The sequence below is a fragment of the Mesorhizobium sp. M1338 genome, from assembly GCF_040318045.1.
GTDB lineage: Bacteria > Pseudomonadota > Alphaproteobacteria > Rhizobiales > Rhizobiaceae > Mesorhizobium.
The window spans coordinates 1-24,305 of sequence record NZ_JAMYLL010000050.1 but is presented as its reverse complement, the minus strand read 5'-3'; the positions used below and the strand labels follow the sequence as shown (position 1 = coordinate 24,305).

Here is a 24,305-nt window from a genome sequence, read left to right as displayed (position 1 = left end):
CCAACTTGAAGGGAGAAAATATGTCGAGAACCCTCGTGCTCGTGCGCCACGGCCAGAGCGAATGGAACCTGAAGAACCTGTTCACCGGCTGGCGCGATGTCGACCTGACCGAGCAGGGCCATGCCGAGGCCAAGGCCGCCGGCCAGAAACTCAAGGCGCGCGGCCTGAAGTTCGACATCGCCTTCACCTCGGCGCTGATCCGGGCGCAAAAAACCTGCCAGCACGTTCTCGACGCGGTCGGCCAAAGCGATCTGAAAACCATCCGCGACCAGGCATTGAACGAGCGCGATTATGGCGATCTTTCCGGCCTCAACAAGGACGACGCCCGCAAGAAGTGGGGCGAGGAGCAGGTGCATGTCTGGCGCCGTTCCTATGACGTGGCGCCGCCCGCCGGCGAAAGCCTGAAGGACACCGGCGCCCGCGTCTGGCCCTACTACCTGCACGATCTGCAGCCGCATGTGCTGCGCGGCGGCACGGTGCTGGTCGCCGCCCACGGCAACTCGCTGCGCGCCCTGATCATGGCGCTGGACGGCAAGTCGGGGGAGGAGATCGTCAAGCTGGAACTCGGCACCGGCGTGCCGGTCATCTACCAGCTCAACGCCGATTCGACCGTGGCTTCGAAGGAAGTGCTGGAGGGCTGACGGTCCTTGAGCCGGCAAGCAGCAAACGGCTTTGAAAAAAGCGCGTTGACACACATCGCTTGCCCGCTTACATGAGCCCGCACCAGCCCAGATGGCGGAATTGGTAGACGCGCACGGTTCAGGTCCGTGTTCCGCAAGGAGTGGAGGTTCGAGTCCTCTTCTGGGCACCAAATTCCCGTTTCGAACCATTCGACGGTTCAGAAACTCGGAGAAAAGCCCGGTTCGTCCGGGCTTTTTCTTTGCCGCCAACCTCCCCTTCCGACCAGTCCCCTAACAAACCGCTTCAAACTCTGCGGCCGCTTCGATACGCTCGAAGCCATGTCGCAAACCATCAACCCGATCTTCGGCGCCCGGCGTGACCAGGCCTTCCCGACGCTGGCCGGGGCCGATATCGATCGCATGCGCCGATTCGGCGAGGCCAGCACCTATGCCGCCGGCGAACCCATCATTAAAGCCGGCGATGTGGCGCCCGGCCTGATCGTGGTCCTTTCCGGTAAGGTGGACATCACCCAGGATGGCGGGCTTGGCCGGCGCGAGACGATCGTCACGCATGGCCCGGGCAGCTTTGTCGGCGAGCTGGCCCAGCTTTCGGCGCGTCCGTCGCTGGTCAATGCCGAGGCCGCCGAACCGGTGGAGGCGTTCGTCATCCCCTCGCAGAGGCTGCGCGATCTGATGGTGCAGGAAGCCAATCTCGGTGAGCGCATCATGCGGGCGCTGATCCTGCGCCGTGTCGGGCTTTTGGAAAGCGCCACCAGTGGGCCGATCATCATCGGACCTGTCGCCAATGCCGACGTCTTGCGGCTGCAGGGCTTCCTGGCCCGCAGCGGCCAGCCGCACCGGGTGCTGGATTCCGACAGCGATCCTTGCGCCAGAACCCTGGTCGAGCGCTTCGAGGTCGACCCTCACCATCTGCCGATCGTTCTGTGCCCGAACGGCAGGCTGCTGCTCAATCCCGGCGAAAAGGACCTCGCCCGCTGCATCGGCCTGCTGCGGCCGATCGATGCCGACAAATTATACGACGTCGCCATTGTCGGCGCCGGTCCGGCGGGGCTGGCGGCCGCGGTCTATGCGGCGTCAGAAGGGCTGTCGACGATCGTGCTCGATTGCCGTGCCTTCGGTGGACAGGCCGGTGCCTCCTCGCGCATCGAGAACTATCTCGGTTTCCCCACCGGCATTTCTGGCATGGCGCTGATGGCGCGCGCCTACAACCAGGCGCAGAAATTCGGCGTCGAAATGGTGATTCCGGACGAGGTGAAGCTATTGAGTGCCGCCACCGACGGCGCCCGCTACAGGCTTGACGTCGGCGACGGCGAAACCGTGCGCACGCGCAGCGTGGTGATAGCCAGCGGGGCGCGCTATCGCCGCCTCGATGTCGCCAATCTGGCTCGGTTCGAGGGAACGTGCGTGCATTATTGGGCGTCGCCCATCGAAGGCCGGCTTTGCGCGGGGCAGGAAGTAGCGCTGGTCGGCGCCGGCAATTCGGCCGGACAGGCGGCGGTCTACCTGGCCAGCCATGCGCGGAAAGTGGCACTGCTGGCGCGCGGCGACAGCCTCGATGCCAGCATGTCACGCTATCTGGTCGAGCGCATCAGGGCGCAGCCGAACATCGAGGTGCTGACCGGGACCGAGGTCGAAGCCCTGGAAGGCGAGGAGGGCAATCTTAGCACGGTGCGCTGGCGCAACCGCGCCAGCGGCGAGGAGACGATGCGCCCGATCCGCCATCTCTTCCTGTTCATCGGCGCCGACCCGAACACGGACTGGCTGGCGAACTGCAACGTGGCGCTGGACGCCAAGGGGTTCGTCCGCACAGGATCGGATTTGGGATCGGCGCAAATGGAGACGAGCCGCAGCGGTGTGTTCGCCATCGGCGACGTTCGCGCCGGCTCGGTCAAACGCGTCGCGGCGGCCGTCGGCGAAGGCGCCCAGGTGGTCGCGGCCTTGCATGCATATCTTGCGCAAGACGGCAGTCACGCCGCCGAGAGCAATTCCAGGAAAAGGGTGTAGCGGCTTTCCCGGGGAAGCGCATGGCGCCTTGTCCCGGGAATTGCGCAAAAGGAATAGTTCGAGCCTGAACGGATCGGGAGAGTGTGATGGCGGATGAATGCAGACACGCGGCGGAGATCAGGGACGTAACGCCGAGCGCGCTCGGCTGCGAGGAATGCCTGAAGAGCGGGTCGGAATGGGTGCACCTGCGGCTCTGCCGCACCTGCGGCCATGTCGGCTGCTGCGACGACTCGCCCAACCGCCACGCCACCAAGCATTTCCACGCGACACGCCATCCGATCATCGAGGGCTACGACCCGCCGGAAGGCTGGGGATGGTGCTACATCGACGAGGTCTTTCTCGACCTCGGCGATCGAACCACGCCACAGAACGGCCCAATCCCGCGCTTTTATTGAGGCAGCGCCAGGGACGTGGCCGGTAGTTCAGCTGTCACGCTGGCTTATGTCGTCGCACGACCTTCCACTCGTGCCAGATCAGCACCATGACGACCGCATCGAAGACGGTCAGGACGAGCAGGCCGGCCGAATGGGTGTATGAGTAGCGGTAGACTTGATAGACCATGAATAAGCCCAATGCCGCGAGCGATGCCGGGTACGACCAGAGCTTGCCTCTCAAGAGCCCGGCAACCAAGGCCAGCTTTATCAGGCCGTGGCTGAGCAGGTAGAAGGCATAAAACTCCTTGCTGGCGATCGAAAAATGGCTTGCCATCTGCGACAGATAGCCAGCTATGAAATCGTTCGGATCCTCGATCAACTCCTCTGCGGTGAAAGCATTGACCCAGGAGGCAATGGCATCGGTGGTGACAATATAAAGCAGGACCCCGCCGATGCATTCGATCAGGGCATGCGCGCCCTTGAGCCATACGCCGACTTCGAAAATCTGATGGATGCGGTGTTCATCCACGGGTTTCAAAAATCCACCTCACGATCAACTACGGAACTGACGCCAAATGGATGCAGCATTAACGCACTGGATAAACGCCGAGGCCGGGATCAGCCCTTTTCTTGATAAAGCAATGATCGGCGTCTCACAAATCGGCGTTCCCCTCATGGTGGTGGCTGTGGTCCTGCAATGGTGGGCGAAGGTTGACCGTTACCATGTTCGTCACACGGCCGTGTCGGCCGGTCTGGCGTTCCTGCTCGGTCTTGCGGTCAACCAGTTCATTCTTCTGTTCGTCCATCGGATACGGCCCTATGATGCTGGCGTAACGCATCTGTTGATCGCGCCCAGCGCCGACTGGTCATTTCCTTCCGATCATGCGACAGCCACCGTCACGATTGTTGCGGCTTTTGCGATGCAAGGTCTCCCGCGCCGGACGATTGCGCTTCTCATCATGGCATTCCTGATCTGCTGGTCGAGAATCTACATCGGGACGCATTACCTGACCGACGTTATCGGTGGGGCCATGACTGGCGTCCTGGGTGCCATCGTGGTGCGACTGGCTTTCCGCGAGAACTCCCGGCTCGACAATTTGGTGACCAAAATTCTTTAGCTCGGCGCTGCTCGAAGGCGCGTTCGGGAACGCAATCGAGCTGTTCCACACCGGAACGCGACTTCAGAATCAGCCAGCGAAGTATCGATACCCCAGCCATCCCGCCAGCGAGGCCGAAGCGACCCAGATGCAAGCGATGATCACCGCCGCGATACGGCTCACCGGCCTGTCAGCGGCAAGGGCGGCGGCCTCCCGGTGTTCCGCCATCACCTCGGGCGGTATCATCTTGACGACCGCAAGGATACCCAAGGGGACCAGGATCGCGTCGTCGAGGTAGCCAATCACCGGGATGAAATCGGGGATCAGGTCGATTGGAGACAAGGCGTAACCTGCGACACACACGGCAAGCGCCTTGGCGTACCACGGCGTTCGGGGATCACGCGCGGCAAGGTAGAGCGCATGCACGTCGCGCTTGATCGTTCGCGCCCACTGGTTCAATGACGCAGCCATTGGATGACCTTAGCGCTAAACGACAATGCGCTGATAGCTCGATCAACCGGTCACTGCCGGCTATCGGGCCGTTTTATCGCACGGAGCCCGTGACGGTCCGGTCAATATCTGGAACGGATTTGCGTTCGTTGCCGGCAAGTGCCGCGATGATCAGCAGGCTGGCAACGACCGGGACAAACAGGATGGCAACGCGGGCTTGCACATAAAAAATCGCGCGCCATTCATTGCGCTTGTCGGGGCTGTCGCTCATCATACTCACTTTGTCAGACCCCCCGGAGCGGGACATAGCCGCGAACGGTTAAGCAACTCCTTACGACTTTGTTAATGGGCGGAATTGAGGCGGAGTTCTCGGTGACCCGCGCCTTCCTAGTTCGGGGCAGGCATGCGATTCTGCCGGGATGATTCGGGAGATCGAGACCGCGATGCTCTTTCGTACGACAGCACTTGCGGCTTTGGTCTTCACCACCTCGGCGCAGGCCGCCGACATGGCCTTCTTCATCAAGAACCTGCGCAAGGAAGCGGTTGCGGTCGAGCTCTTCAGCCGCGAACGCGAAACGGTCTGGCCGGGCAACGACAAGGTGTTCCTGATCGATCCCGGCTCGCAGAAATCCGTGCCGCTGTCGTGCAATCAGGGCGAGCACATCTGCTACGGCGCCTGGGTCGATGGCAACGACAGCATTTCCGCCGGCGTCGGACCGGACAATGACCAGCCCTGCGACACCTGCTGCTTTATCTGCGTGGAGCACTCGACCGAGACGATCGACCTGGTGCCATAGGGGAGACGCACGCCGATATCCCCAAAATCAGTTCGGGAATTGTTGCAATCATCCCTTTAGCGATTCAATGCGGCATGCGATGGTTGCTCCGCGGCCGGATGGGCCGCTACTTCAGGGGGTTACCATGTTTTATACCTATGCGCGCCGCACGCTGGTCGCGCTTTCTCTCGTCATGGTGTTCGCGCCGGCGGCACATGCCGACGATGTCACCTTTGCCATCAAGAACAGCCATCCCAACGCCATGCGCGTCGAGCTCTACAGCCAGGACCGTGACTATGTCTGGCCGGGTGAGGACAAGGATTTCTACCTCGACGACGGCGAGACCAAGCAGCTGCCGATATCCTGCAACGCCGGCGAATCGATCTGCTACGGCGCCTGGGTCGATGGCGACGAGGGGACCTATTGGGGTGTCGGCCCCGGCAACAAGGAAAAATGCGAGGATTGCTGCTATACCTGCAACGGCGGCGAAACCGAGGAGATCAATCTGGTCCCCTGACCGGGTTGCCAGCTTGACGGTCCTCTTGCCGAACCCATAGACCAATTCCAGGAAAAGTGTGGAGCGGCTTTCCGTCCGGAATTGCGTCAAAAGAGAGCCTGCACGAATACCCAGAGCGCCGCGCCGGTTGACGCGACGCGCTTCAGGCAGAAGGAGCACGGCAATGGCCGGTATGGTCGAAGGCGACAAGATCGACGTCGGGTTTTCCGGCAGGCGCTGCATCCATTCGCGAAACTGTGTGCTCGGCGATCCGCATGTCTTCGTGCCCAACGCTCCGGGCCAGTGGATTCATCCCGAGGCGGCAAGCGTCGAGAAGATCGTCGCCATCGCCGAAAGCTGCCCCTCGGGCGCCATCACTTACATCAGGAAGGATGGTGGGCCGCAGGAGCAGCCGCCGGTGGTCAACACCGTTCGGTTGCGGGAAAACGGACCGCTGGCCGTGCACGCCGAGATCGTGCTCGACGGCGAAACGTTTTACCGCGCCACGCTGTGCCGCTGCGGCGCGTCCGAAAACAAGCCGTTCTGCGACGGCAGCCACAACAAATCAGGTTTTGCCGCCACCGGCGAACCGCCGCTGAAGGACACGCCGGCGCTCGAGGCGAGGAACGGCCCGCTGACGGTGACGCCGACCACCAACGGCCCGCTCAAGCTCGAAGGCAATGTCGAGATCGTCACCGGCACCGGCCACACGGTCGATCGTACCCGACGCACCTTCCTCTGCCGCTGTGGCCATTCCGCCAACAAGCCGTTTTGCGATGGAACGCACAAGAAGGTGGGGTTTGTCGGGTAGCCAGCGGGTAGTCGTTTTGGCTTACCCGCCAGGGCGGCGATCCTTCACACCCCCCTCTGTCCTGCCGGACAGAGGGGGGTGCTGTCCCGCTGACCTTGCTTGTTCCCGACAACAACCACGCCTGGTGGCCCAGCGCTCGCGGCTTTATTGCCCGCTCCGTATCGGCTAAGGGCAGGGGCACATAAATTCGCCAGCCGGACCGCCGCAAAAGATGATCACCAAGACCAAGCCAAGGCCGCTGTTCCTCGGGATCGACACCGGCGGCACCTATACCGATGCCGTGCTGTGGTCCGAGACGGAAGGCAAGCAAGAGGGGCCCAACAAGGGCAAGGTGCTGGCCAAGGCCAAGGCGCTGACCACACGGCATGATCTGGCCGTCGGAATTTCCGGCGCCGTCGACGCGGTGCTGCTGAAGGCCGGCACCGATCCCGCCGCCATCAAGCTGGTTTCGATGTCGACGACGCTAGCCACCAACGCATTGGTCGAGGGCCAGGGCGGCCGCGTCGCGCTGGTGATGATCGGCTTTTCCGAGGGAGACCTCGCCCGCGACGGACTGAAAGCCGCACTCGGCACCGACCCGGTGGTTTTTTGCCCGGGCGGCCACGACGTGCACGGCAATGCCGCCAAGCTCGATCTGTCCGGGCTGGAAATGGCGCTGCCGGAACTCGGCGCCTCTGTGTCCGGCTTTGCCGTCTGCGCCTATTTCGCCACCCGCAATCCGGCGCACGAGATCGCCGCCCGCGAGCTGATCCGCGAAAAGACCGGCCTGCCGGTCACATCAAGCCACGAACTGTCTGCCAAGCTCGGCGGCCCTCGCCGGGCGCTGACCACGCTGCTCAACGCCAGGCTGATCTCGATGATCGACCGGCTGGTGGCGGCGACCGAAGGCTTCCTCGAGCAGCGCAACATCGCGGCACCGCTGATGGTGGTGCGTGGCGACGGCGCGCTGGTTTCGGCGGCGTTCGCCCGCCAGCGGCCGATCGAGACCATCCTCTCCGGCCCGGCCGCCAGCCTGGTCGGCGCCCGCCACATGACCGGGCTCGACAATGCCATGGTGTCCGACATCGGCGGCACCACCACCGACGTCGCCGTGCTCGACGGCGGCCGGCCGCGGCTCGATCCGGAAGGCGCCACCGTCGGCGGCTTCCGCACCATGGTCGAGGCCGTCGCCATGCGCACCTTCGGCCTCGGCGGCGATTCCGAAGTGACGCTGGAGGATGGCGCGCTCAACCCGAAAATACTGCTCGGACCGCGCCGCCTGGTGCCGCTGGCGCTGGCCGGCATGGCGCATGGCAATGCCGTCACATTGGAACTCGAACGTCAGCTGCGGGCGCCCAATCCCGGCCGCATGGACGGCCGCTTCGCGGTGCGCACCGGCGTGCCGGACCGGCTCGCCGCGGGACTGACCGGCGCCGAAGCCCGGCTCTACGAGATGATCGGTGCCACGCCGGTCGCCATCGACAGGCTTTTGACCTCGAACGCGCAGAACGCGACGCTGAACCGGCTGGTGTCGCGCGGGCTGGTGCATATCGCCGGCTTCACGCCGTCGGACGCCGCCCATGTGCTGGGCAAGCAGGCGAACTGGGATCCGGTCGCGGCTCGCCTCGGCGCCGAGCTGTTCGCGCGCAAGCGCGACGGCCGTGGCCAGCCGATCGCCGCTTCGCCGGAAGCGATCTCGGAGCGCGTGCTGGTGACGCTGACGCGCTGGTCGGCCGAATATATTCTCGAAACCGCCTTTGCCGAGGACGGGCTCGACGGGGCGTCGACGGTGGCGCACGCGCTGGTGCAGCGCGCCGTCGACGCGCATCCCGGCATCGCTCGCCTGAGCGTCGCGCTCGACCGCCCGGTCATCGGCCTCGGCGCCTCGGCGCCGCTGCACTATGCGGGGCTACCGCCCTTGATCGGCAATGAGTGCGTGGTGCCGGAAGATACCGATGTCGCCAATGCGCTCGGCGCCGTCGTCGGTCAGGTCAGGGTGTCGGCCGAGGCGCGGGTCAGCCAGCCCAAGGAAGGGCTGTTTCGTCTCGCCTCGGGTGAAACCGTGCGCGATTTCCTCGACGAGGCGGCGGCGATCGCGGCGGCCGAGGCCGATGTCCGCGCCATCGTCGCGGAGCGCGCGAAGGAAGCCGGCACCGACAGCGCCGAAATCGACGTCGCAACCGAATTCCGCGTCTCGACCGTCGAAGCCCAGCGCATGTTCATCGAGGCGCATGTGGTGGCGGTGGCGTCTGGACGGCCAAGGATTGCGGTGTGAGCGCGACATCTCCTCCCTCGAGGGGGAGATGTCGCCGAAGGCGACAGAGGGGGTCGGTCCGACCGGGCGCGATCTTCAGCCAGAGACGAGGTTGGCGCTCCACGCGCGGCGACCCCCTCTGGCCTGCCGGCCATCTCCCCTCGATGGGCCCTCGACCGGAGAGATTGGCAGCTGCGCCGGCCGCTTAAATACGCCACCTTCACCCTAAGCTGAATTGACCCTGCCACCCTGACATGCCAAAGGCCCGCAAAGCCTTTCATCTGGAGTAGCCTGATGACCGATCGCATCGAGATCGCCGGATTGCGGATCGCCCGCGAGCTGCATGAGTTCGTGGCCAAGGAAGCGCTGCCCGGCACCGGCATCGAAGCGGACGCCTTCTGGAACGGGTTTTCAGCCATCGTCCATGACCTGGCGCCGAAGAACCGGGTACTGCTCGAAAAACGCGGCGCCATGCAGGAAAAGCTCGACGGCTGGTATCGCGAGAATGGCGCGCCCGTCGACATGGAGGCCTACAAGGGCTTCCTCAGGGAGATCGGCTATCTCCTCCCCGAAGGTCCGGCTTTCAGCGTGTCGACCGACAATGTCGACCCGGAAATCGCAGTCGTTGCCGGCCCGCAGCTGGTGGTGCCGGTGATGAATGCGCGTTATGCGCTGAACGCCGCCAATGCGCGCTGGGGCTCGCTCTACGACGCGCTCTACGGCACCGACGCGATCCCAGAGACGGACGGCGCCGAGAAGGGCGGGAAATTCAACCCGGCGCGCGGGGCCAAGGTCGTCGCCTGGACAAAGGGCTTTCTCGACGAGGCTGCCCCGCTCACCTCGGGCAAGTGGGCAGGCGTGAACGGCCTGTCGGTGGCCAATGGCGCGCTGAAGCTCGGCGCCGGCGCCGGCTCGACCACGCTGGCCAACCCGAAACAATTCGTCGGCCATCGCGGCGACGCCGCCAATCCGGGTGCCGTGCTGCTGGTCAGGAACGGCCTGCACATCGAGATCGTGATCGACCGCAACAACCAGATCGGCCGCACCGATCCGGCAGGCGTCGCCGATGTCATTCTGGAATCGGCGTTGACCACCATCCAGGATTGCGAGGATTCGGTCGCGGCGGTGGATGCGCAGGACAAGGTCGTCGTCTACCGCAACTGGCTCGGCCTGATGAAGGGCGACCTGGCGGAAGAGATCACCAAGGGCGGCAAGAGTTTTGTCCGCAGGCTCAACCCCGACCGCTCCTACGCCGCCCCTGACGGCGGCACGCTGACCGTGCCTGGCCGCTCGCTGATGCTGGTCAGGAATGTCGGTCACCTCATGACCAGCCCGGCAATCCTTGACCGCGACGGCAAGGAGGTGCCGGAAGGCATCATGGATGCGGCGATGACGGCGCTGATCGCGCTGCACGATGTCGGGCCTGAGGGGCGGCGGATGAACTCTCGCGCGGGCTCGATGTATGTCGTGAAACCCAAGATGCACGGGCCGGAGGAAGTCGCCTTCGCCGTCGAGATATTCGACCGTGTCGAGGCCCTGCTCGGCATGGCCAGGAACACCATCAAGATGGGCATCATGGACGAGGAACGGCGCACCACCGTCAACCTCAAGGAGGCCATCCGCGCCGCGAAAGAGCGCGTGGTGTTCATCAACACCGGCTTCCTCGACCGCACCGGCGACGAGATACACACCTCGATGGAAGCCGGCCCGATGATCCGCAAGGGCGACATGAAGCAGGCCGCCTGGATTTCCGCCTACGAGGCCTGGAATGTCGACACCGGGCTCGAATGCGGCCTGGCCGGCCGTGCCCAGATCGGCAAGGGCATGTGGGCGATGCCGGATCTGATGGCGGCGATGCTGGTCGAGAAGATCGCCCACCCCAAGGCCGGCGCCAACACCGCCTGGGTGCCGTCGCCGACGGCGGCGACGCTGCACGCCACCCACTACCACAAGGTCGATGTGCATGCCGTGCAGGCGGCGCTGAAGAGCCGGCCCAAGGCGAAGCTCGATGACATCCTGTCGGTGCCGGTGGCGGTTCGGCCGAACTGGACGCCGGACGAGATCCAGCGCGAACTCGACAACAACGCGCAAGGCATTCTCGGCTACGTCGTGCGCTGGATCGACCAGGGCGTCGGCTGTTCGAAAGTGCCAGACATCAACGATGTCGGGCTGATGGAAGACCGTGCCACGCTGCGCATCTCCTCGCAGCACATCGCCAACTGGCTGCGCCACCATGTCTGCTCGCGCATCCAGGTGATGGATGCCTTGCAGCGCATGGCGACCATCGTCGACCGGCAGAATGTCGGCGATCCGCTCTACCGCCCGATGGCGCCCGACTTCGACAACTCGATCGCCTTCCAGGCGGCCTGCGACCTCGTGTTCAAGGGCAGCAATCAGCCCAACGGCTACACCGAGCCGGTGCTGCACGCGCGACGGCTGGAATTGAAGGCGAAGCAGGGCTGAACAGGCACAAGCGGCGGCGAAATTGTCGTCGACGGTCTTGATCGGCTGGGGTTTTTCTTCTCGACCAGCGGCTGCTGCCGTCAATGGGCGGCAGGTCTTCGACCCTGCTGCCGGCCAGAGAGAAGGCCTTAGGAAGCTGTGTGGTCCAGGAGCCGAATGGTGGGATCGCGGCGGTATTCGGAGTTGACGCGATCGACGCCTTCCACCGTAATCGCGATCGTCCCGTTTTCCACTCTTGCTATCCAGCCTTTTGCTTTTAGATACCAGAGATGAAACTCGAGATGTTCTCGCGGACAGCCTGACAAGCGTTCGAGTTCTACATCTCCGATCCCAGGGTTGGTGACGTCGTGACGGCGCTTCGCGTAAAGCAGCGAGAGCAGTTTGGCCTGGATCACGACATCCCGCTCGATGCCTTTGGTGTTGCTGGCTTCCTCGGTCAACTCGCGGCGAAGGCCGGCGTGGTCTTTATACGCGATGTCATATTGAGCGCGCTTGACCGGATCCTTGAGCGTATTGTGGGCTTCCACGATTTCGCTGAAGCGCGCTTCATCGCCAGTCTGCTGATTGTCTGGATGATAGCGCATCGCAAAATAGCGGAATATGCGCTCCAGCGTCTCCGAGTTGGCGTTCGGGCTGACTTCCAAAACTTCGTAATAGTCTATGAACATAGCGGTACACCCTCTGCTGCCACCATATTCGTATTGTCTGAATAAGGAATGTCCAATGCAGCAGCCAAGGCTTTAGTCCGGCATCGACGACGGCCACGCTTCTGGACGAGGAAAAAAGGGCCGGCGCCCGTTCGGTGGGGGCCGTTGGGTGGTGAGGACGCCGGCCAAGCGGACAATCAGGTCCGCCGCACCGCAGAGATGGTCGATTCGTAAGGGAATGGTTATGGCGTGATCGCGGAAGGCAACGTGGCGTTGCCAACGCGACGAGGCGCGCATCTTGATCCCGTAAGCTTGCAAATTTGCTAAATTAGTGAAAACTTAACTAACGGGTGGTCAAGCGGGTGGCAAAACGATGTATTTTCCGCGGTTCCTGGTGGGCATGTCCGCCACCACAATCATCGTGGCGATCTGGGCCTACATTGAAGCCGGATCGGTCTGGGTGGCGTTCGGATGGGCCATTCTTGCAATGGTCGTGCTTCAGGTGGGATATTTCGGCCTCGTGGTTCACTTGATATTCAGGCGAGCACCGGAAGTGTCCGACGCCCGTGCGACGCCGGCAGACCCAACGTCACCGTTGATGTTGTGGCCCTGGTGAATGGTCGTCCGGCAGGGTCGGCTTGACCCATTACATGCTGCCGGATTTTCGACGGCAGGGACCAAGATCACAACCGCAAGCATAGTGATCGGCAGTCAGCAGCCTACGCGGCCTGCGCCATGCGCTCCGAACTCATGCGGTAGGAAATTGCCTCTGCCAGGTGGATGCGGCCGACGGTTTCGCTGGTGTCGAGATCGGCCAGCGTGCGCGCCACCTTCAGCACCCGGTGGTAAGCCCGTGCCGAAAAGGCGAGCTTTTCGCTGGCGTCCTTGAGCAGCGAGAGGCCGGCGGCGTCGGGCATGGCGATCTCCTCGATGACAGAGGGCGAGCAATGCGCGTTGGTGGTGGCGCGGGTGGCGCCGAGCCGTTCGAAGCGCTCGCGCTGGATGGTGCGGGCGCGCGCCACGCGCAGCGCCACATCGGCGCTTTTCTCCGCCCGGTCGGGCCGGATCAGATCGCTGGCCGAGACCGCCGGCACCTCGATCCGGAGATCGATGCGGTCGAGCAGCGGGCCCGAGATGCGCGCCTGGTAGTCGGTGCGGCAGCGCTCGCCGCGCAGGCAGCGATAGCCCGGCTCGCCAGCCATGCCGCAGCGGCACGGGTTCATCGCCGCGACCAGTTGAATGCGCGCCGGATAGGTGACGCGATGATTGGCGCGCGCGATCATGCAGTCGCCGGTCTCGAGCGGCTGGCGCAGCGCATCGAGCGTCTGCGGCGTGAATTCGGGAAACTCGTCGAGAAACAGCACTCCATGATGGGCGAGCGACACTTCGCCCGGCCGTGCGCGGATGCCACCGCCGACCATCGCCGCCATCGAGGCCGAATGGTGCGGCGCGCGGAACGGCCGCCGGTCGGTCAACTTGCCTTCGCCGAGTTCTCCCGCCACCGAGGCGATCATCGAGACCTCAAGCAATTCCTTCGGCGCCAGCGGCGGCAGGATCGACGGCAGCCGCTGCGCCAGCATCGATTTGCCCGAGCCGGGCGGCCCGATCATCAGAAGGTTATGCCCCCCGGCCGCAGCCACTTCCAGCGCCCGCTTGGCGGTCTCCTGGCCCTTGATGTCGGCAAGGTCGGGCAGGTCGCGCGCCGCGGCGTGGATGCCGGCTTCCGGCCGCGACAGCACCTGCGTGCCGCGAAAATGATTGGCGATAGCGATCAGGCTGCGCGGCGCCAGAATGTCGATTTCCTTGCCTGCCCAGGCCGCTTCCGGCCCGCAGGCAAATGGGCAGATCAGGCCCTTGCCCTCTGCATTGGCGGCGATCGCCGCAGGCAAGGCGCCGGCGACCGCGGCAATCGTGCCGTCGAGCGACAATTCGCCGAGCACGACATAGCCGGCCAGCATGTCGCCGGGAATCGCGCCAAGGGCCGCCATCAGGCCGAGCGCGATTGGCAGGTCGTAATGGCTGCCCTCCTTCGGCAGGTCGGCGGGCGCCAGATTGACCGTGACCTTCTTCGACGGCATCGACAGGCCCGATGCATGCAGCGCCGCCTGCACCCGCTCGCGGCTTTCCGCCACCGCCTTGTCGCCAAGGCCGACTATATGCATGTTGACCTTGCCGGGCGCGATCATCACCTGCACGTCGACCGGCACGGCCTCGATGCCCTGGAAAGCGACCGTGCGAACCCGCGCCACCATTTTCCCACCCCGAATGTGGGCTTGCCCGAGCCCGCGCTGTTAGGGCGTTAGAGCCCCTTTGGCGAGACAATCACAATTCCCCGGCCAAATCAAGAACATTACAGGAACACGTTAGCGCGCAGGTTGCAACCGAATAGAGCTCGGTTGCAAAAAGCGGAACATGATTAAGACCAAATGAAGACGGTTACTTCCGTCGCTTGTCCTCGACCGCGTCCCAGAACAGGCTGGCGATGTCGGCGCCGCCGAAGCGCTGCACTTCGCGCACGCCGGTCGGCGAGGTCACGTTGATCTCGGTCATGTAGTCGCCGATGACATCGATTCCGACGAGGATGAAGCCGCGCTCTTTCAGCGCCGGCCCGATGCGGGCGCAAATCTCGCGCTCGCGTTCCGTCAGCTCGGTCTTTTCGGCGCGGCCGCCGACATGCATGTTGGAGCGGGAATCGTGTTCGGCCGGCACCCGGTTGATGGCACCGACCGGTTCGCCGTCGATCAGGATGATGCGCTTGTCGCCCTTGCGAACGTCCTTCAGATAGCGCTGCACGATATAGGGCTCGCGGAACATCTGGCCGAACATTTCGAGCAGCGAGGCAAGGTTGCGGTCGGCCTCGTGCAGATGGAAGATGCCGGCGCCGCCATTGCCGTAGAGCGGCTTGATGATGATGTCGCCGAACTCCTTGCGGAAGGCGGCGACCTCAAGCGGATCCTTGGTGATCAGCGTGTCCGGCATCAGGTCGGCAAATTCGGTGACGAAGATCTTTTCCGGGCTGTTGCGCACCCAGGCCGGATCGTTGACGACCATCGTCTTGGGATGGATGCGTTCGAGGATATGCGTGGTGGTGATGTAGTTCATGTCGAAGGGCGGATCCTGCCTGAGCAGGATGACGTCCATCTCCGACAGATCGGTGCGCACCTTCTCGCCCAGCGAATAGTGGCTGCCCTTCTCGTCGCGCACCTGCATTTCCTCGATGCGGGCAAACACCTTGCCGTCGCGCAGCGACAGCCGCTCGGGCGTGTAGTGGAACAGTTGGTGGCCGCGCCGCTGCGCTTCCAGCGACAGCGCGAACGAGGTGTCGCCGGTGATCGACACGGTGGAGATGTGGTCCATCTGGACGGCGATTTTCAACTTCATGGCGGGTCTCCGGCGGACTCGGATGCGACTGTCTTGCCTGTACAGGCTCACCGTGCGTCTGCCAATCGCGACATTTCCAGGATTGGCATATGCAAGGCGCAAAGCCAGGCCGGCCCCGATCTTGCCGGCCACATGGAGACAAGGCGAGGCGCCGCGTCATCCAGCGGCGGGAAACGACTGAAGACGTGCGTGAAAACAAAGGTTTGACGCACCCCGTCTCGACCTTCCCGAAGGTCATGCGCTTTACCCGTGAAAAATCTATTTCGCGATACGTTTCCTAAAGGGTTTGCTGCCAGTCTCGAAATAAATTCCGACGTCACAAAACAGGGACACCGATGCAAACTTCGTTTGGCACCGGTCAGGCAAACAGGGAGAGCACGGATCTGGCATTCACAGATCCGTTGACCGGGCTTGGCAACCATCGCCGCTTCTTCGACAAGGTCGATCGCCTGATCAGCGACCGTGCCGACGACCCCGCGCCCTTCACCGTCGGCATCCTCGACCTGGACGGCTTCAAGCCGATCAACGACCTGTTCGGACACAAGGCCGGTGACGACATCCTGATCCAGGTAGCGATGCGGCTGCGCGCCTCGATGGACGACTATTCCACGGTCTGCCGCATCGGCGCCGACGAATACGCTTTTCTGTATCCGATGGTGTTCAGCGAGGAGGCGGCGGCTGAAAAATCCCGCATGCTGATCGAGATACTGTCGGCGCCCTATGATGTCGGCGAACGCACCGCCAGGCTCACGGCTTCGGTAGGCTGCTCGCTGTTCTATTCGGGTGACGAGACCACCGAGATTCTCATCAACAAGGCGGAAACGGCGCTCTATCACGCCAAGCGCTCCGGGCGTGGCCGCGTCGTCGTCTACACCCGCGAGATGGAAGAGGCGGCCAAGCGCGTCACCCGCATCGAACAGGCGCTGCGCCGCGCCGTCTCGGCCGGCGAGGTGGAGCCGCATTTCCAGCCGATCGTCGACCTCAACACGCGCCGCACCATCGGCTTCGAGACGCTGGCGCGTTGGACCGATCGCGACCTGGGCTCCGTGCCGCCCACCGTCTTCATCCCCATCGCCGAGGAGCGCGGCATCATCGGCCCGCTGTCGCAGCTGGTGCTGCGCAAGGCGACCGAGGCGGCCCGGAGCTGGCCGAAGGACCTGTTCCTGTCGTTCAACCTGTCGCCCTCGCAGCTCGTCGACCAGAATACCGGCCTGCATATACTGGCGATCCTCGAGCGAACCGGCTTCGATCCGCGCCGGCTGGAGATCGAGATCACCGAGACCGGCCTGATGAACGATCCTGCCTCGGCGGCGCAGATCGTCGAAGACCTGCGTCGCGTCGGCATCCGTGTCTCGCTCGACGATTTCGGCACCGGCCAGTCCTCGCTCGGCCGCTTGCGCGAATTCCATTTCGATAAGCTCAAGATCGATCGCGCCTTCGTCTCCTCCATTCTCAACGACCGTCCGTCGGAACACATCATCCGCGCCATTCTCGCCATGTGCGAGGGGCTCGGCATGGACGTCGTCGCCGAAGGCATCGAGCAGGAAGCACAGGCCGACCGTCTGGTCCAGTTCGGCTGCGCCGGCGGGCAAGGCTATCTGTTCGGCAAGCCGGTCGATGCCGACGCCACGCTAGGCTATCTCCGCGATTCTTTCCGCGGCGCCCTGCGCGCCAACGCGATCTGACCGGCGATCTCGAACCGCCGCCAATCCCGACGATGCCGCTGTCCGCAATCCAGTGCGGCGCATTGTCGTTTTGTCTGACATATGCCCAAAATCCGACCGTTCGCCCTTGCCCACGCTGCTTGCGTGGCTAGGATGCGCGCCGGTCTGACTACAGCGCCGCGCGTCCTTCAGGACGTGCAAGGACGCTGTAGCACTTTATATTCGCGCATGATCCCTTTCCGAAAATCGGTCCGATTTCGGGGTCAGGCTGGGAGACGAGAGAGATGATGCCATCGGCGCATTTTGCCGACCTCGAAGGCGCCTCGGTGCTGATCACCGGCGGCGGCTCCGGAATTGGCGCGGCACTGACCGAGGGTTTTGTGCGCCAGGGCGCCAATGTCGCCTTCATCGACATCGCCGACGGGCCAAGCACGATACTTGTCGACCGCATCGAGAAAGAGTTCGGCAAACGGCCACTCTATCTCAAGACCGATCTGCGCGACGTCGAGGCCTTGCGGGCGTCGGCTCTCAGGGCGGCCGAGGCGCATGGCGATGTCACCGTGCTGGTCAACAATGCCGCATGGGACGAACGCCACGCCGTCGAGGACGTGACGGTCGAGTTCTGGGACAACAACCAGGCAATCAATCTGCGGCCGCATTTCTTCACCGCGCAAGTGGTGGCGCCCGGCATGAAGCGGGCCGGCGGCGGCTCGATCATCAACTTCACCTCGACATCCTATCTCATCAACCACCCCGACATGCCGTCCTACACGGCCGCCAAGGCCGGCATCCTCGGCCTCACCAAGGGGCTGGCCGGCAAGCTCGGCGTCGACGGCATCCGCGTCAACGCCATTGCGCCGGGCTGGGTGATCACCGAGCGGCAGAAAGAACTCTGGGTGACCGAACAGGCGCTTGCCGCCCATGTCGCCAAGCAGTGCATCAAGCAGGTCATGCAGCCGGACGACATCGTCGGCACCGTGCTGTTCCTCGCCTCGGACGCCTCGCGCATGCTGACCGCGCAGATGCTGATCGTCGATGGAGGTTTCCTGTGAGCCCTGGGTTTGCCAGCAACGCGCCGGCGGTAGCGGCCGTCGACTGGGGCACGACCCGCATGAGGGTCTGGCTGATCGACGGGCAAGGCAAGGTGCTAGCCGAACGCCGTGGCGACGATGGCCTGATCACTGCCCAGCAAAAGGGCTTTTCGACTATTCTCGAAGGGCATCTCGCGGCGATGGGAGCACCGGGAGCGCTGCCCGTCATCATCTGCGGCATGGCCGGGTCTCGCCAGGGCTGGCTTGAGGCGCCCTACGTCACCGTGCCGGCGCCGCTCAGTGCCATTCTCGGCGGCGCTGCCAAGGTGCCCGGCCAGAGCCGCGACATCCGCATCGTTCCTGGCCTCGCCCAGCGGCTGGCCGACGCGCCCGACGTCATGCGGGGCGAGGAAACGCAGCTCGCCGGCACCGGCCTGCCGGCCAAGGGACGCCAGCTGGTCTGCATGCCCGGCACCCATTCGAAATGGGTGCTGGTCGAGGACGGCGCCGTCGCCGGTTTCGGCACCTGGCCGACCGGCGAGCTGTTTTCCGTGCTTGCCGCGCACTCGATCCTGCGCCATTCGCTCGGCGAACATCCCAAGCCCGTCACATCAGGCAATCCGTTCTTCCGCCGCTGGTGTGAAACCGCATTGGGCGAAGGCGGCGATGTCACCTCGCGGCTGTTTTCCATCCGCGCCGCCGGCCTGCTGCAGGATCTGGAAGCCGACGATGCCGCGGCCTGCCTGTCCGGCCTTCTGATCGGTGGCGAGATCGCCTCGGCCAGCCGCCGTCATGGCGCCGGCGCGGAACCTGTCGTGCTGGTCGCCTCCGGTGCGCTCGCCACGCTTTACGGTGAAGCGCTCGGCCTTGCGGGGCTCGGCGTGCGGGTTGTCGATGCCGACGAGGCGGTGCGTGCCGGGCTCATTGAAGCCGCGCGCGAAAACGGCATGATCGACAGAATTGGAGCAGCCCGATGAGCCAGACCGCACCTTTCCCCAAGCTCAAGCGCGGCTTGGTCGCCATCCTGCGCGGGCTGAAACCGACCGAGGCGATCGCGATCGGCCAGGCACTGTTCGACGCCGGCATCGAGGCGATCGAAGTGCCGCTCAATTCACCGGAGCCGTTCTCTTCGATCGCCAGGATTGTCGAAGTCCTGCCGAAAAAGGCCCTGGTCGGCGCTGGCACGGTGCTGACGCCAGCTGATGTCGATAGCTTGCACATGGCTGGCGGGCGGCTGCTGGTCAGCCCCAACATCGATGCCGAGGTGATGGCGCGTGCGATGCACTATGGCATGGTGACGATGCCCGGCGTGTTCACGCCGACCGAGGCTTTCTTGGCGATCAAGCTTGGCGCCTCGGCCCTGAAATTCTTCCCGGCGAGCGTGCTCGGCGCCGTCGGTATTTCCGCGATGCGCGCGGTGTTGCCGGCGCAAACGGTGGTCGGCGCCGTCGGCGGCGTCTCCGAAAAAGACTTTGCCGGCTACAAGGCCGCGGGTGTGACGGCCTTTGGACTTGGCTCCAGCCTGTTCAAGCCGGGCATGAGTGTCGACGAGGTGGCCGCGCGGGCTCGGGCGGCGGTGACGGCCTGGGATGCAGCATTCGGCGGAGACGCATGATGAGCGAAGCGAGCGTGTCGGTTTTCTCCGATCATATCTGCCAGCTCGGCGAAGGTCCGAGCTACGACCCCGCCACCGATGCGCTGTTCTGGTTCGACATCGTCAACGGCCTTTTGCTGGAGCAGGGCGTCGCCTCCGGCGCGCTGAAGATCCACGAGCTCGGCCAGATGGCGAGCGCGATCGCCATCATCGACGACAAGCGCCAGCTGATTGCCACCGAAACCGGCCTGCAAGTCCGCGACGTGGCGACCGGCAAGCTGACGCTGCATACGGCGATCGAGGCCGACAATGCGCTGACGCGCTCCAACGATTCGCGCGTCCATCCCTGCGGCGCCTTCTGGGTCGGCACGATGGCCAAGGACGAGGCCAAGGGCGCGGGCTCGATCTACTGGTTCTCCAGGGGTGAGCTGCGCAAGCTGTTTTCCGACATCACCGTCTCCAATTCGATCTGCTTTTCGGAAGATGGCGCGCTCGCCTACTACACCGACACCTCGACCGGGTTGCTGATGCGGATTGCCTGCGACCCGGCCACCGGCCTGCCCATCGGCGACCCGAAAATCTTCGTCGATCACCGCTCGTCCAAGGGTTATGTCGACGGCTCGGTCGTCGACCGTGACGGCGTGCTGTGGAACGCCGTCTGGGGCGGTAAGGTGGTCAAGGCCTATTCGCCTGAAGGCGCGCTGCTGCGCGAAATCCCGATGCCGGTGACGCAGCCATCCTGTCCGGCCTTCGTCGGCAAGAACGCCGACCGGCTGGCGGTGACTTCCGCCTGGAAGGGCAAGGACGAGAAGCAGCGCCAGCTCGATCCGGAGGCGGGCATGACCTTCCTGCTCGACACCAAGGTCAACGGCCGCTTCGAGCCGCGCGTGCTGATCGCCTGAACTGCATTCCGCGGTCGGCCGATGTGCTGTCACGCAGGTGCCCGCGCCGTGTCGGTTTCGCGAGAGCCTTCACCGTGCGATGGTAGGCGATCGCATCGCCGGGAATTTGATCTCATGCCGAGCCGCAAGCCCAGACTGATCCTCGTCCATGAGCCGGAAAAGGCCTGCCTGGACCGTCTGGTCGCCGACGGTCATGCACCGGAGCGTGCCACCGAAATCGCGTCCTATCTGGCGCAGTCGACCGATCTCGCTCCTGAATTCGAGGCGCTTGGCCGCGCCTGCAAGGTACGCGGCCTGTCTTTCGCGCCGGTGGCGTTCGACGAGGCGTCGGGCGTGCTCGCCGGCGAGGACCCCGGCATGACGCTGGTCTGGACGCTGACCGACGGCATCGCCTATTTCCGGGGCGGGGCGGCACCCGCTCTGGCGAGACTGGGCGGGTTCAAGACGATCGGCGCCGACGATGCGCTGTTTGCACTCTGCCAGGACAAGTTCCGCTCCGGTGCCGTGCTTGGCGCGCTCGGCCTGCCGGTGCCGCAAGCCGGGCTAGCGCGCGACGGCAAATGGCTGGTCGAGCCACCGGCTGCGCCCGCCGGTTGGTTCGTCAAGCCCAACCGGCTTGGCGCCAAGATCGGCATCTGGCCGGATTCACGCTGCAATGATCTCGGCCACGCGCTGGAGCTCAGCCGGCGTGTGTTCGCCGCCTATCGCGATGATGTCGTCGTGCAGCCCTATGTCGCCGGCCGCAACGTGCGCGCCAGCTTCCTCGGCTTGGTGCCAGACGCCGGTGTCGAAGCGCTTGGCGTCGCCTTTGTCGATTCAGGCGCGGATTTCCAGACCATGGCGGACAGCCTGGCGCTCTACGGCGACACCGGCGAGGCAGCGAAGGCGGCGGGACACTATGCCGAACCGGAACTCGTTGCGGTTGCCGACAGCCAGCCGGCCGCCGACGCAAGCATTCGCGCGATCGCCGAGCGGCTGATGAACGGGCTCGGCCTGCGCGACGTGTTTTCCATCGATTTCAGGGTCGAGGCCGACGACACCGTCCATCTCATCGAGTTCGAGGTCTGCCCTGGCCTGCCCTGCTTCGATTTCCGCGCCTACTGCCGCCAGCAATGGGGTCTCGAGCTTGTCGACGCCATGGCCGAAACCGCGGCAAGCCGGCTGACTGGTCCGCGCCGCAGCAACTAGCGCTCATCGTGCCTTTGCCTGGCAGCGTTGCAGGCGCAGGCGCGTGCCTTGACGCTTCTCCCGCAGCGCCTAGCGCTTTGGGGCACCTTGATAGAGATACCGAAGCGGGAGAGCGACGAGAGCGCACGAAATTGCGATCAGTAGAAACCAGTAGAGGTACGGGTCTTGGACCCGGTCAAGGACTTGCACGCCACCGCCATGTTTGGGGATGGTGGCTTTTCCGTCCCACAACCAAAAGCCAACGAATGCGGCGCCAACGGCCACCTGTGAGATCAAGAGGGCCTTGATGATTGGTGACTGCCGACGATCTCCGACCATATAATCGCGTCCCTGTAAGCGCCTACAGCGTACCTCTGGAGGTCCAGGACTTCCAGCGAGTTTACCCCTTAGGGCATTCGCTCGACCCCCTGCAAGGACGGGTCCATCTTGTCCCAGGCGAGGCCGTGGACCGTGTAGGTGACCACCTGCGGATCGAACTGGCCAGGATCGTCAAGGCTGGCCGCGTGGACCGCTATCAGCTCCGGCATGGCGACGGATATCAGAAAGACCGGCGTTCCGCAGGTTGGACAGAAGGCGTGGATCTTTTCATTGCCGCTGGCGCTCGCCACGCGCCAGGTACTCACCTCGCCGGTGATTGCCATATCGGCTCGCTGGCCGAAGGTCAGATAGGATCCGTGGCCCGTGCCGCTGCGCTTCTGGCAATCGTTGCATTGGCAGTGGTTCTGGAAGATGGGCTCGTCGCTGGTTTCGTAACGGATCGCGCCGCAAGCACAGCCGCCGGTATAGCGCTTGGTCATTGTGATTCTCTCGCTTGCGACCAGGCCGATTTCGGCTTGGCGAAAATGTCGATGCCGCTGCCGGTTTCGAGGAAGGATTTCAGGCTGGACAGCACCGCCGGCCAACCCTGGCTGATGCCTTTCGCCATGCCGCTGCCGGCTTCGAGTTCGTCATGGGTGACGGTCAGCCGCACCATGGTGTCGTATTCCTCGATGCCGAACGTCACCCGGCTATACTTCGACGGATCGTCGGCCTGCGAAGCGTTCGCCCAGGTGATGACGAGACGGGTCGGCGGCGAAATCTCGACGACATTGCCGACGAGTTCGACGGTCCGTTCGTCATTGGCGCGGATATGTTCCCATTTCGAACCCGCCTTCCAATCGGAGACATTCTCGTGTCCCCAGTAGCGCCTTGCGATCTCGGGCTTGATTATGGCCTCGAACACCTTCTGCGGTGTCGAACGGATATAAGTCACGTAGACAAAGCTGGTCGTTTCCCTGGTCATTGATGGTCTCCTTCGAGTTCTTGTTTCAGGTCGTGCAGCAGGCTGAGCCGCTGCCGTTCGAATTTCCGCACCCAGCGCTCGTAGACTTCGTGCAGCGGTATGGGGTTGATGAAATGCAGCTTCTCGCGGCCACGCTTGACCGTGCTCACCAGATTGGCTGCCTCCAGCAGGTCGAGGTGCTGGGTGGCGGATTGTCTTGCCATGTCCAGGTGTTCGCAAAGCTGACCGAGCGTCTGCCCGTTCTGCTCACACAGAAGGTCAAGCAGCCTTCTGCGTGTCGGGTCGCCCAGCGCTTTGAAAACTTTGTCGGCGTCCATCGGCCTCACTCTGTGGTGAGCCTATAATATGCAGGTAAATACCTGCATGTCAACTGGCAATTATCCGGCCTCGCAAGATTGGATGCGGGCTATTCGGACTCGGACGTTGATTGCGCGATGGGCCGCGCCGGCCATGTACCTGATGTCGGAGCCCTGCTTAGCGGCACCAAACTACGGACGTGAACCTGCAGGATTTCGTCTGAAGGCCTGCTAATAGCGCTGCAGCAGGGATTTGACAGGATGCCTATCGACCGCCGAGATTTCATCGTTCGTCGGTGGACCATCATAAGCATTCGAGATTGGCCGAAGCTTCCCAACTTCGTCATCCTAGGGCGAAGCAGGAGCCAAGCTCCGTCGCGGAGACCCTGGGATCCATGCCGCGACCTTGGCCGAAAATGCAGCGGAGCAGAATTCTACACCGCTGCAACGCTTTGAAGTCGCGGCATGGCAACTGTGTTCATGCGAAAGCTTTTTTGTCCCGAATGATGGCGTTTAGGACGACGAGAAGCTTCCTTGCGACGGCGATGATAGCCAGCTTCTTGGATCCTGAGCGGGCTGCGGTGGCGCTGTAGAAAACTCTGAAGCGCTCGCAGGCTCGGATGGCGCCGAGCGCTGCCATGTAGAGGGCCCGGCGCACGCGCGCTCGGCCGCCCTGGATCTGGCTCCTGCGATTGAGCTTGCCGCTCTTGTTGTCGAAAGGAGCAAGGCCGGCGAGTGCCGCGATCGACTTGGGTGAACGCAGGCCGAGCTCGGGCAGGTGCGCCAGCAGGGAGAATGCCGTGACCTTGGAAACACCGGGCACGGAGACCATCAGCGCGTTGTCGCGGGCCATATCCTCGGCTTGACCAATGGCCTCAGTGATCCGGCTCTCGAGCGCCTTGATGCGCGTGTTGAAGGTTGCGATCAGCTCTTCGAACTCGGTGATGACGGTCTCGTCGAAGGCCTCACTGAGCT

The 24,305-nt window shown here is 63.8% G+C and carries 25 protein-coding genes, 1 tRNA gene and 1 pseudogene; 17 read left to right on the top strand and 10 right to left on the bottom strand.

The window, feature by feature from the left end:
* Positions 1-20 precede the first annotated feature (20 nt).
* The 4 genes from NKH19_RS28030 to NKH19_RS28015 all read left to right on the top strand — a co-directional run bounded on the left by NKH19_RS28030 (position 21) and on the right by NKH19_RS28015 (position 3,040).
* Positions 21-641: a 2,3-bisphosphoglycerate-dependent phosphoglycerate mutase gene (locus NKH19_RS28030; protein WP_023762619.1), complete on the top strand. Its 621-nt coding sequence runs from the start codon at positions 21-23 to the stop codon at positions 639-641.
* A gap of 85 nt (positions 642-726) precedes the next feature.
* Positions 727-811: transfer RNA gene (locus tag NKH19_RS28025), tRNA-Leu, on the top strand.
* 148 nt (positions 812-959) lie between these two features.
* A complete protein-coding gene (locus NKH19_RS28020) occupies positions 960-2,645 on the top strand; it encodes an FAD-dependent oxidoreductase (RefSeq protein WP_352870302.1) in 1,686 nt (561 codons plus the stop codon).
* 86 nt (positions 2,646-2,731) lie between these two features.
* Positions 2,732-3,040 (top strand): UBP-type zinc finger domain-containing protein, encoded by a 309-nt coding sequence (locus NKH19_RS28015; protein ID WP_352870301.1) that lies wholly within the window; start codon positions 2,732-2,734, stop codon positions 3,038-3,040.
* A 34-nt stretch (positions 3,041-3,074) separates the two neighbouring features.
* Here the strand turns inward: NKH19_RS28015 and NKH19_RS28010 are convergent, their stop codons facing one another.
* The gene (locus NKH19_RS28010) at positions 3,075-3,548 is read right to left on the bottom strand and encodes a DUF2127 domain-containing protein (RefSeq protein WP_352983269.1); all 474 of its coding nucleotides are present in this window, start codon (positions 3,546-3,548) and stop codon (positions 3,075-3,077) included.
* Between the two features lie 46 nt (positions 3,549-3,594).
* On the opposite strand from NKH19_RS28010, the gene NKH19_RS28005 reads away from it, so the two are divergent.
* Positions 3,595-4,137 carry a phosphatase PAP2 family protein gene (locus NKH19_RS28005; protein WP_352870299.1) on the top strand — a complete coding sequence of 181 codons (543 nt, stop codon included), beginning with the start codon at positions 3,595-3,597 and terminating at the stop codon, positions 4,135-4,137.
* A gap of 69 nt (positions 4,138-4,206) precedes the next feature.
* Here the strand turns inward: NKH19_RS28005 and NKH19_RS28000 are convergent, their stop codons facing one another.
* Both NKH19_RS28000 and NKH19_RS27995 read right to left on the bottom strand, forming a co-directional pair.
* Positions 4,207-4,587 carry a YkvA family protein gene (locus tag NKH19_RS28000; RefSeq protein ID WP_352870298.1) on the bottom strand — a complete coding sequence of 127 codons (381 nt, stop codon included), beginning with the start codon at positions 4,585-4,587 and terminating at the stop codon, positions 4,207-4,209.
* A 73-nt stretch (positions 4,588-4,660) separates the two neighbouring features.
* The gene (locus NKH19_RS27995; RefSeq protein ID WP_352983267.1) at positions 4,661-4,837 is read right to left on the bottom strand and encodes a hypothetical protein; all 177 of its coding nucleotides are present in this window, start codon (positions 4,835-4,837) and stop codon (positions 4,661-4,663) included.
* Positions 4,838-5,009: 172 nt separating this feature from the next.
* On the opposite strand from NKH19_RS27995, the gene NKH19_RS27990 reads away from it, so the two are divergent.
* The 5 genes from NKH19_RS27990 to NKH19_RS27970 all read left to right on the top strand — a co-directional run bounded on the left by NKH19_RS27990 (position 5,010) and on the right by NKH19_RS27970 (position 11,345).
* A complete protein-coding gene (locus NKH19_RS27990) occupies positions 5,010-5,363 on the top strand; it encodes a hypothetical protein (protein WP_352870297.1) in 354 nt (117 codons plus the stop codon).
* Between the two features lie 124 nt (positions 5,364-5,487).
* On the top strand, positions 5,488-5,859 hold the full coding sequence (locus tag NKH19_RS27985; RefSeq protein ID WP_352870296.1) for a hypothetical protein: 372 nt from the start codon (positions 5,488-5,490) through the stop codon (positions 5,857-5,859).
* 163 nt (positions 5,860-6,022) lie between these two features.
* Positions 6,023-6,649, top strand: a complete 627-nt coding sequence (locus NKH19_RS27980; RefSeq protein WP_352870295.1) for a CDGSH iron-sulfur domain-containing protein — start codon at positions 6,023-6,025, stop codon at positions 6,647-6,649.
* Positions 6,650-6,860: 211 nt separating this feature from the next.
* Positions 6,861-8,903, top strand: a complete 2,043-nt coding sequence (locus NKH19_RS27975) for a hydantoinase/oxoprolinase N-terminal domain-containing protein (protein WP_352970532.1) — start codon at positions 6,861-6,863, stop codon at positions 8,901-8,903.
* A gap of 273 nt (positions 8,904-9,176) precedes the next feature.
* Positions 9,177-11,345 (top strand): malate synthase G, encoded by a 2,169-nt coding sequence (locus tag NKH19_RS27970; RefSeq protein ID WP_352870293.1) that lies wholly within the window; start codon positions 9,177-9,179, stop codon positions 11,343-11,345.
* Positions 11,346-11,473: 128 nt separating this feature from the next.
* On the opposite strand, the gene NKH19_RS27965 is transcribed toward NKH19_RS27970, so the two are convergent.
* A complete protein-coding gene (locus NKH19_RS27965; RefSeq protein WP_352870292.1) occupies positions 11,474-12,013 on the bottom strand; it encodes a DnaJ domain-containing protein in 540 nt (179 codons plus the stop codon).
* A gap of 379 nt (positions 12,014-12,392) precedes the next feature.
* Here NKH19_RS27965 and NKH19_RS27960 point away from each other — a divergent pair, with 379 nt between their 5' ends.
* Positions 12,393-12,608, top strand: coding sequence for an exopolysaccharide production repressor protein (locus NKH19_RS27960; RefSeq protein WP_352983265.1), 216 nt, complete (start codon positions 12,393-12,395; stop codon positions 12,606-12,608).
* 103 nt (positions 12,609-12,711) lie between these two features.
* On the opposite strand, the gene NKH19_RS27955 is transcribed toward NKH19_RS27960, so the two are convergent.
* Complete coding sequence (locus tag NKH19_RS27955; protein WP_352870290.1) at positions 12,712-14,244, bottom strand: YifB family Mg chelatase-like AAA ATPase; 1,533 nt, start codon at positions 14,242-14,244, stop codon at positions 12,712-12,714.
* A gap of 184 nt (positions 14,245-14,428) precedes the next feature.
* On the bottom strand, positions 14,429-15,373 hold the full coding sequence (gene gshB / locus NKH19_RS27950; RefSeq protein ID WP_352870289.1) for a glutathione synthase: 945 nt from the start codon (positions 15,371-15,373) through the stop codon (positions 14,429-14,431).
* A 335-nt stretch (positions 15,374-15,708) separates the two neighbouring features.
* Here gshB and NKH19_RS27945 point away from each other — a divergent pair, with 335 nt between their 5' ends.
* The 6 genes from NKH19_RS27945 (at position 15,709) to NKH19_RS27920 (ending at position 21,752) form a co-directional block, all read left to right on the top strand.
* Positions 15,709-17,058, top strand: coding sequence for a putative bifunctional diguanylate cyclase/phosphodiesterase (locus NKH19_RS27945; protein WP_352870288.1), 1,350 nt, complete (start codon positions 15,709-15,711; stop codon positions 17,056-17,058).
* Positions 17,059-17,321: 263 nt separating this feature from the next.
* Positions 17,322-18,089 (top strand): SDR family NAD(P)-dependent oxidoreductase, encoded by a 768-nt coding sequence (locus tag NKH19_RS27940; RefSeq protein WP_352870287.1) that lies wholly within the window; start codon positions 17,322-17,324, stop codon positions 18,087-18,089.
* Positions 18,086-19,045, top strand: a complete 960-nt coding sequence (locus NKH19_RS27935; RefSeq protein WP_352870286.1) for a 2-dehydro-3-deoxygalactonokinase — start codon at positions 18,086-18,088, stop codon at positions 19,043-19,045. Before NKH19_RS27940 ends, NKH19_RS27935 begins: the two co-directional genes overlap by 4 nt.
* Positions 19,042-19,683 (top strand): 2-dehydro-3-deoxy-6-phosphogalactonate aldolase, encoded by a 642-nt coding sequence (locus NKH19_RS27930; RefSeq protein ID WP_352870285.1) that lies wholly within the window; start codon positions 19,042-19,044, stop codon positions 19,681-19,683. The genes NKH19_RS27935 and NKH19_RS27930 overlap by 4 nt, the downstream gene beginning before the upstream one ends.
* Positions 19,683-20,564 carry an SMP-30/gluconolactonase/LRE family protein gene (locus tag NKH19_RS27925; RefSeq protein ID WP_352870284.1) on the top strand — a complete coding sequence of 294 codons (882 nt, stop codon included), beginning with the start codon at positions 19,683-19,685 and terminating at the stop codon, positions 20,562-20,564. Before NKH19_RS27930 ends, NKH19_RS27925 begins: the two co-directional genes overlap by 1 nt.
* Positions 20,565-20,678: 114 nt before the next feature.
* Positions 20,679-21,752, top strand: a complete 1,074-nt coding sequence (locus tag NKH19_RS27920) for a D-alanine--D-alanine ligase family protein (protein WP_352870283.1) — start codon at positions 20,679-20,681, stop codon at positions 21,750-21,752.
* Between the two features lie 386 nt (positions 21,753-22,138).
* Here NKH19_RS27920 and NKH19_RS27915 read toward each other — a convergent pair whose 3' ends face one another.
* From NKH19_RS27915 to NKH19_RS33645, 4 genes and pseudogenes are all read right to left on the bottom strand, one after another.
* Positions 22,139-22,549, bottom strand: a complete 411-nt coding sequence (locus tag NKH19_RS27915; protein WP_352870282.1) for a GFA family protein — start codon at positions 22,547-22,549, stop codon at positions 22,139-22,141.
* Positions 22,546-23,034: an SRPBCC family protein gene (locus NKH19_RS27910; RefSeq protein WP_352870281.1), complete on the bottom strand. Its 489-nt coding sequence runs from the start codon at positions 23,032-23,034 to the stop codon at positions 22,546-22,548. The genes NKH19_RS27915 and NKH19_RS27910 overlap by 4 nt, the downstream gene beginning before the upstream one ends.
* Complete coding sequence (locus tag NKH19_RS27905; protein WP_352870280.1) at positions 23,031-23,351, bottom strand: ArsR/SmtB family transcription factor; 321 nt, start codon at positions 23,349-23,351, stop codon at positions 23,031-23,033. Before NKH19_RS27905 ends, NKH19_RS27910 begins: the two co-directional genes overlap by 4 nt.
* Positions 23,352-23,945: 594 nt before the next feature.
* A pseudogene (locus tag NKH19_RS33645) lies at positions 23,946-24,165 on the bottom strand (transposase); the annotation flags it as partial.
* Between the last annotated feature and the right edge of the window lie 140 nt (positions 24,166-24,305).

Bases quoted from the DNA above. Each gene is read 5' to 3' on its own strand.
- NKH19_RS28030 (WP_023762619.1), top strand. From the start codon at position 21: ATGTCGAGAACCCTCGTGCTCGTGCGCCACGGCCAGAGCGAATGGAAC.
- NKH19_RS28020 (WP_352870302.1), top strand. From the start codon at position 960: ATGTCGCAAACCATCAACCCGATCTTCGGCGCCCGGCGTGACCAGGCC.
- NKH19_RS28015 (WP_352870301.1), top strand. From the start codon at position 2,732: ATGGCGGATGAATGCAGACACGCGGCGGAGATCAGGGACGTAACGCCG.
- NKH19_RS28005 (WP_352870299.1), top strand. From the start codon at position 3,595: ATGGATGCAGCATTAACGCACTGGATAAACGCCGAGGCCGGGATCAGC.
- NKH19_RS28000 (WP_352870298.1), bottom strand. From the start codon at position 4,587: ATGGCTGCGTCATTGAACCAGTGGGCGCGAACGATCAAGCGCGACGTG.
- NKH19_RS27995 (WP_352983267.1), bottom strand. From the start codon at position 4,837: ATGAGCGACAGCCCCGACAAGCGCAATGAATGGCGCGCGATTTTTTAT.
- NKH19_RS27990 (WP_352870297.1), top strand. From the start codon at position 5,010: ATGCTCTTTCGTACGACAGCACTTGCGGCTTTGGTCTTCACCACCTCG.
- NKH19_RS27985 (WP_352870296.1), top strand. From the start codon at position 5,488: ATGTTTTATACCTATGCGCGCCGCACGCTGGTCGCGCTTTCTCTCGTC.
- NKH19_RS27980 (WP_352870295.1), top strand. From the start codon at position 6,023: ATGGCCGGTATGGTCGAAGGCGACAAGATCGACGTCGGGTTTTCCGGC.
- NKH19_RS27975 (WP_352970532.1), top strand. From the start codon at position 6,861: ATGATCACCAAGACCAAGCCAAGGCCGCTGTTCCTCGGGATCGACACC.
- NKH19_RS27970 (WP_352870293.1), top strand. From the start codon at position 9,177: ATGACCGATCGCATCGAGATCGCCGGATTGCGGATCGCCCGCGAGCTG.
- NKH19_RS27965 (WP_352870292.1), bottom strand. From the start codon at position 12,013: ATGTTCATAGACTATTACGAAGTTTTGGAAGTCAGCCCGAACGCCAAC.
- NKH19_RS27960 (WP_352983265.1), top strand. From the start codon at position 12,393: ATGTCCGCCACCACAATCATCGTGGCGATCTGGGCCTACATTGAAGCC.
- NKH19_RS27955 (WP_352870290.1), bottom strand. From the start codon at position 14,244: ATGGTGGCGCGGGTTCGCACGGTCGCTTTCCAGGGCATCGAGGCCGTG.
- gshB (WP_352870289.1), bottom strand. From the start codon at position 15,373: ATGAAGTTGAAAATCGCCGTCCAGATGGACCACATCTCCACCGTGTCG.
- NKH19_RS27945 (WP_352870288.1), top strand. From the start codon at position 15,709: ATGCAAACTTCGTTTGGCACCGGTCAGGCAAACAGGGAGAGCACGGAT.
- NKH19_RS27940 (WP_352870287.1), top strand. From the start codon at position 17,322: ATGATGCCATCGGCGCATTTTGCCGACCTCGAAGGCGCCTCGGTGCTG.
- NKH19_RS27930 (WP_352870285.1), top strand. From the start codon at position 19,042: ATGAGCCAGACCGCACCTTTCCCCAAGCTCAAGCGCGGCTTGGTCGCC.
- NKH19_RS27925 (WP_352870284.1), top strand. From the start codon at position 19,683: ATGAGCGAAGCGAGCGTGTCGGTTTTCTCCGATCATATCTGCCAGCTC.
- NKH19_RS27920 (WP_352870283.1), top strand. From the start codon at position 20,679: ATGCCGAGCCGCAAGCCCAGACTGATCCTCGTCCATGAGCCGGAAAAG.
- NKH19_RS27915 (WP_352870282.1), bottom strand. From the start codon at position 22,549: ATGACCAAGCGCTATACCGGCGGCTGTGCTTGCGGCGCGATCCGTTAC.
- NKH19_RS27910 (WP_352870281.1), bottom strand. From the start codon at position 23,034: ATGACCAGGGAAACGACCAGCTTTGTCTACGTGACTTATATCCGTTCG.
- NKH19_RS27905 (WP_352870280.1), bottom strand. From the start codon at position 23,351: ATGGACGCCGACAAAGTTTTCAAAGCGCTGGGCGACCCGACACGCAGA.